Raw genomic sequence first — 5,893 nt, forward strand, 5'->3', positions numbered from 1 at the left:
ATGGAATCTATCTGTTGCAATATTCTGGAACTTTTCATAGCTTGAAAGTGAGCCTTTGCTCTTGTAGGTAATTGTCTGTTTGATTAGCTCATCTAAACTTTCAAGAGAACTTGCAACTAGTTCACTGTTAGGATCAAAGTATGCTTTTAACTGCTGATTTACCTGAGACAGATTCTGAATAAAGGCTTCTTGATCCTGATTGAATATAGCAACCTTTGCAAGAAGAATTTCTGTCTGAATATTCTTCATTAGGATTTTTGTCTGATCAGGTGATAAGAACTGGTTAACGATATTTTCGTCACGTCTTCTTACTTCAATAAAGCGAGAAGAAAAGTCCTTTAATGACTCTAACAGATTGTTCTTCCAGTCTTTAATTTCTGCTGTTTTTGCATTCTGTTCAGACTCGAATTTATCTCTGTTTGCTCTTAAAAACTCGTTTAAAGGCATTTGAGAAACTGCATTGTAAATGCAGTCAAGCTTCATATTCATGCCTCTAGTATCAAGAACAGGAAGAGCTTTTAGTTTTGCAATATCCTTACTTAAAGCCTCTCTTAAACGAATTATTTCATCTTCATCAATTTTGGCAATCAGGATATCAGCTCTTTCTAGATTTAATAGTGCTGCACTTACGTTGTCAGTCAGTTCAAGAATATTCTGAGCATTTGTTACAAGGAAGTAACTTTGTGCAATGAGCCAGTCATTTGGCTTTCTATCCTCATAATCTTTCAATCTGTTTGAAACAGACTGAGTATTAGCTCCATATAATTCTACAAGCTGCTTTAAATCTTCAGTGCTAGTTTTTATTACATTGTTGTTAGCAATAATCTGGGAATTTTGTGTGAAAAGCTCATCCATTCTGGCATCTTTTGCTTTCACATCATTACTTAATGATTCAACTTTTAAAGCTTTGTCTGAAACTTCTAATTTAGTAGCTTCAATTTTGCTTGCTAATTCGTTTATATCATCAAATCTGTGCTGATGAAAATAGTATGCTCCAAAGCCAGCACCAGAAATAACAGCTATCATCAGTGCTGTTAATACATTTATTTTTGTTTTAAGAGAACGTATTTCTCCTGATAAAGGGATCTCTTCTTTTATGCTGTTGTTCTTATTCTTAGTATCAGTCATATTTTCTTCTTTTTTATGATTATTCGCTTCCACAGGTTTATCATTGTCTGATGAAGGTCTGTATTGGCTTTCACTATGAAGTAGATCTTTTGCAACTTTCTCAATGGCAATAGCCTCTTTTTCAAGTTGCTCAAGATTTTGTTCTTGACTGTTTGCTTGTACGTGTTCGTTTGAACTTTGTGAGGCGATGTTTGTTTGCTTTAATTTCTTTTCATCCATTTTATGAATGCTCACTTTTAGTATATACCCAAGCTTATAATAGCATGACTATATATTTTTCAAAATATTTCAATAAGTTGCGATACAATTATATTTGTTGTCGATCACTCTTTTTTTTAAGTATCCATTTAAGAGTATAGGATAAAAATGCCGTTTTGCTGATAAACTGTTATACAATACCATTATTCTTTGAGTGTTGTATAAAAAGTACAGTACAAAAGCTGTTTTTGTTGTCTAAACATCGATCTGTTGGTATTATCCCTTGTCGATGATTTTGTTGAATTGTTTTTAGGTATGTATGGATAAGTCGCAGTTTGAATACAGATTTGAGCGCATGAGAAAATTCATCGCAAAACAATATAAGCGCGCGACTGATATTATGCCTAAGGAATCAGCTGAATTCTTATCTATTCTTCCTGTTCTTCTGCACTACAATCATAAAAATCTTCCAGGTTACAGAAACGGATCTGTTCCTCATGGAATAGATATGTTTGTTCCAAATGAAAAACAAAGAGAATATCTAAGAGCCCACAATATAGATCCTGATGAAAAGGTCGAAACCTTTTATCCTATATATGGTCTTTACTCTATGGGCAGTACATCTACAATTGCTCAGGGACCTGATTCTGATCTTGATATTTGGGTGTGCATAAGTAAGGATACTCCGGATTTTGAAATAAACAGACTGTCTGAAAAATGCAGATTTATCTCTGCATATGCTAAAGCTTTAGGTGTAGAGCTCAATCTGTTTGTTACTGTAGAAGATCGCTTTGTGAACGGCTCTCATGGCACAATGGATACAGAAGATTGTGGTTCAGCACAGAGTCTGTTTTTGCTAGATGAATTTTATAGAACCTCAATGAGATTGTGTGGTCGATATATTGCATGGTATATGATTTCATCAGAAGATGAATATGACGATTACCCGAAGGCTCTTAAAGAATTTTATCAAAGCGATTTTATTGAGCGAGATCAATGGTTTGATTTCGGCTCTGTAGCAAAATGTTCTCCAGAAGAGTATTTTGGTTCAGGTTTGTGGCTTGTATATAAGGGTATTGATAGACCTTTTAAAGCTCTTCTCAAGATACTTTTAATGGAAGCTTATGCAAGTGAGTATCCTAATACAAGGCTGCTATCACTTGAACTTAAGGATCTGATCTTTAAAACCAAGGGTAAGGTTCAGTTAAAACTTGATCCATATTATCTGATGTTCAAAAAGGTATCAGGTTATCTGTTATCTATCGGTGATTTTGAAAGAATTGATCTTGTAAGAATAAGTTTCTATTCAAAAATTAAAAATGCATTAGATCAGCTAACCAATAAGAGAGCTCTTTTAAGAAGACAGACTTTTTTAAACTTCATTACAAAAACATGGAAGTGGTCTGAATCTTATATTGATACAATAAATAACCCAGATAAAATTTCTGTAAATGAATCAATCTACAGAGTAAAAAAACTATTTTCCTCTCTTCTTGAAAGTTATAAATCACTGCTACGTTTCTGTATGGACCATAACATTGAATTTGCTATTACGTCCGATGATGCAGGTGTTTTATCAAGAAAAATTTATTCAGCATACGAAAAATATCCTGGAAAAGTTGTAATTATCAAATCAGCTTTAGAAAATATCCATCAAGAAAAGAATCTTACATTAGTAAAACCATCAAAGTTTTCCTTATGTAATCATGGCTGGCATGTATTTGCAAATGCGCAAAATTCAATAGAGATCCTTGAATCAAAAGCACTGTATGTGACACCAAGTATTGTTGAAATGGTAAGCTGGATCAGTGCAAACGGTCTTTTAGGTGATAGAACAAATCTGTTTATCAAATCACCAGATAGCAGTGTAACCGAAGAAAAAATCAAGGCTCTTAGTGAAGACATCAGACAGTTTATTCTTTCTGCTAATTTAAGTGTAAAAGAATCAGATCTGCAAAAACCACGTCAAATTATTAAATCGATGGTTGTTGTTAATTTCCATAAGGATGCGACGGCAAAATTCATGATTTCAACATCCGATCTTGAGATTGGTTCTGCTTTAAGTCTAGGTCGTCAGAAGATGTGCCTGATAGGTTCTGTTGATGTCATTAACTTAAACTCATGGGGCGAGATTTCTTGTAATTCATTCTCAGATGGAGAGTCTGGAATAGCAGATGTTCTAGCATCACTTATCAAGTCACAAAAAATTGATGATACCCATGAGGAGATCTTCAATCCATTAGAGTTTATTAAAGTATGCTCTTACTCTGATTCTCACCGAGATCTTATCAGATACGATTTAGCGGCTGTGATCAGAGGAATTTATAACTGCATTAACGGTTATGATTCAAATCATGTATTCGCTCTTGGGCATGATACTTATGAAGTTGTTTCTGATGCTGATAATAATTTGTCATTGGTAAAGCGTTTTTCATTTAAGGCATCTCAAGATGATGTGACCATTCTGTCTAGATTCGGTATGCGTCCTGAATATGCTTTGCAGGTTCCTGATGTTGTTGAAAGATCATCAACAGAAGGTATTATTCAGTATTTCTTTGTAAAGCATGTAGATATTTACGATATATATATTGTAAATGAAAGAAATGAAGTAAAAATTTATCGAAATTTCAAAGGTTCTCGTACAGCCTTGGTAAACGAAATCAATCGTTTTTATGCTCAGGAATATAAAAACGAAGATAATTCATTAAAACTTAATTTCAATCTTCCTCAGTATTTTGTTTTAAACAATGAAATGACAAAGGTAAAACCATTCTCTATTATGGTTTCACAGGACAATTAACTGAGAATACGAAGCGATAATCTTAAGAATTCTACAGAATCTCACCATAATGGAATGATTTTTCAAATCTTCGGATAATTTATTCTTTTTTGTTATACTAGCAAAAGAATTTTTATAAGGGTTTTTACATTGAAAACAATATTGATTTTATCTGTCCTTTTATCTGCATTAGCTATAAACGCATGTGGAATTAAAGGCCCTCTGTATATCGAAGATGAAGCTTTGATGGCAGAGCAGAAATAAGAGTAGTTTATAAATTTAAAGAAGAGAAAAATAAATGGATTTTTTTAATTTTAAAGGCAACAGTCTGTTTGCAGAAGATGTTGAAATCACCTCTCTTGCAAAAGAGTATGGAACCCCACTTTATGTATATTCAAAAGCAACATTAGAACGACACTTAAATGCATTTGAGTCTTCTTTTAATGGTAAAAAACACCTTGTATGCTTTGCTGTAAAGGCTTGTTCAAATCTTGCTATTTTAAATTTAATGGCAAAACTAGGTGCAGGTTTTGACGTTGTATCAGAAGGTGAGCTTCGCAGAGTAATTGCTGCAGGTGGCGACCCACATAAAGTTGTTTTCTCAGGTGTAGGTAAGACCTATTCTGAAATTGAGTATGCTTTATCTGTTGGTATCAACTGTCTGAACATTGAATCAGAAGAAGAGATTGAAACTGTTGTTGCAGCTGCAAGAAAACTAGGTGTTGTTGCAAATGTTGCTCTTCGTGTAAATCCAGGTGTTGATGCTAAGACACATCCATATATCTCAACAGGTTTAAAGAATAACAAATTCGGTATTACAGAAGAAAACGCATTCGATCTTTATGTAAAAATGTCAAAGATTGACTGTCTGAATATTTCTGGTATCGACTGCCATATCGGATCTCAGATGACTTCTGGTATGCCTATTATTGAAGCTACAGATAAAATTGTTGCTTTATACAATAAATTATTATCAGCTGGCATTAAAGTAGACCATATCGATATGGGTGGCGGTCTTGGTGTAACCTATGACAATGAAACACCTCCAACCCCATCAGAGTACATTGCTCCAATTTTAGAAAGATTAAAGGATCTTGATGTTGCATTGTACTTAGAGCCTGGTCGTGCAATGGTTGCAAATGCATCAGTTCTTCTTGCAAAGGTTGTTTATCAGAAGAACAATGGCGACAAGCATTTCGTAATTACAGATACAGGTATGAATGACATGATCCGTCCTGCTTTATATGGCTCATGGATGACAATCATCAATTCAACAATTCATGAGGATATACCCGAAGTAGTATCTGATGTTGTAGGCCCAATCTGCGAGAGTGATGACTTCCTTGGTAAGGAAAGAAAACTAAAGGTTAAGAACGGCGATATTCTTGTTGTTCGTGGCGCAGGTGCTTACGGCTCTTCAATGGCATCAACATACAATTCAAGAAGACTTCCTTGTGAGGTTCTTGTTGATAAGGATAAGTCATATGTCATTAAAAAGCGTCAGACTTTTGAAGACATCTGGAAGGATGAGTGCATCATCAAATAAGAGGTCTCTATGCTTTTAAAGTTTACAAAAATGCATGGACTGGGTAATGACTTTATGGTTGTTGATGGCGTTACCCAAAAAGTCTTTTTCTCACCTGAACTGATTAAAAGACTTTCAGATCGTCATTTTGGTGTAGGGTTTGACCAGCTTTTGCTAGTTGAACCACCATTTGATCCTGATCTTGATTTTCATTATAGAATTTTCAATGCAGATGGATCAGAAGTACAGATGTGCGGCAATGG

At 34.4% G+C, this 5,893-nt stretch carries 4 protein-coding genes and 1 pseudogene; 4 read left to right on the forward strand and 1 reads right to left on the reverse strand.

The window, feature by feature from the left end:
• Positions 1–1,347: uroporphyrinogen-III C-methyltransferase (locus tag ACJML3_RS00630; RefSeq protein WP_406019714.1), on the reverse strand; the 1,347-nt coding region annotated here is incomplete at its 3' end.
• Between the two features lie 298 nt (positions 1,348–1,645).
• On the opposite strand from ACJML3_RS00630, the gene ACJML3_RS00635 reads away from it, so the two are divergent.
• The 4 genes and pseudogenes from ACJML3_RS00635 to dapF all read left to right on the forward strand — a co-directional run.
• The gene (locus ACJML3_RS00635; RefSeq protein WP_406019716.1) at positions 1,646–4,126 is read left to right on the forward strand and encodes a class I adenylate cyclase; all 2,481 of its coding nucleotides are present in this window, start codon (positions 1,646–1,648) and stop codon (positions 4,124–4,126) included.
• Positions 4,127–4,255: 129 nt separating this feature from the next.
• Positions 4,256–4,369 (forward strand): lipoprotein, encoded by a 114-nt coding sequence (locus ACJML3_RS00640; protein WP_288135599.1) that lies wholly within the window; start codon positions 4,256–4,258, stop codon positions 4,367–4,369.
• 34 nt (positions 4,370–4,403) lie between these two features.
• Positions 4,404–5,651, forward strand: coding sequence for a diaminopimelate decarboxylase (gene lysA / locus ACJML3_RS00645; protein WP_406019718.1), 1,248 nt, complete (start codon positions 4,404–4,406; stop codon positions 5,649–5,651).
• Between the two features lie 9 nt (positions 5,652–5,660).
• A pseudogene (dapF, locus tag ACJML3_RS00650) lies at positions 5,661–5,893 on the forward strand (diaminopimelate epimerase); the annotation flags it as partial.

Origin of the sequence: Succinivibrio sp. (assembly GCF_045124615.1) — a bacterium.
In the GTDB taxonomy this organism is placed as follows: Bacteria; Pseudomonadota; Gammaproteobacteria; order Enterobacterales; family Succinivibrionaceae; genus Succinivibrio; species Succinivibrio faecicola.

Excerpts from the sequence above, each read along its gene's own strand:
- lysA (WP_406019718.1), top strand. The coding sequence starts at position 4,404 with ATGGATTTTTTTAATTTTAAAGGCAACAGTCTGTTTGCAGAAGATGTT.
- ACJML3_RS00635 (WP_406019716.1), top strand. The coding sequence starts at position 1,646 with ATGGATAAGTCGCAGTTTGAATACAGATTTGAGCGCATGAGAAAATTC.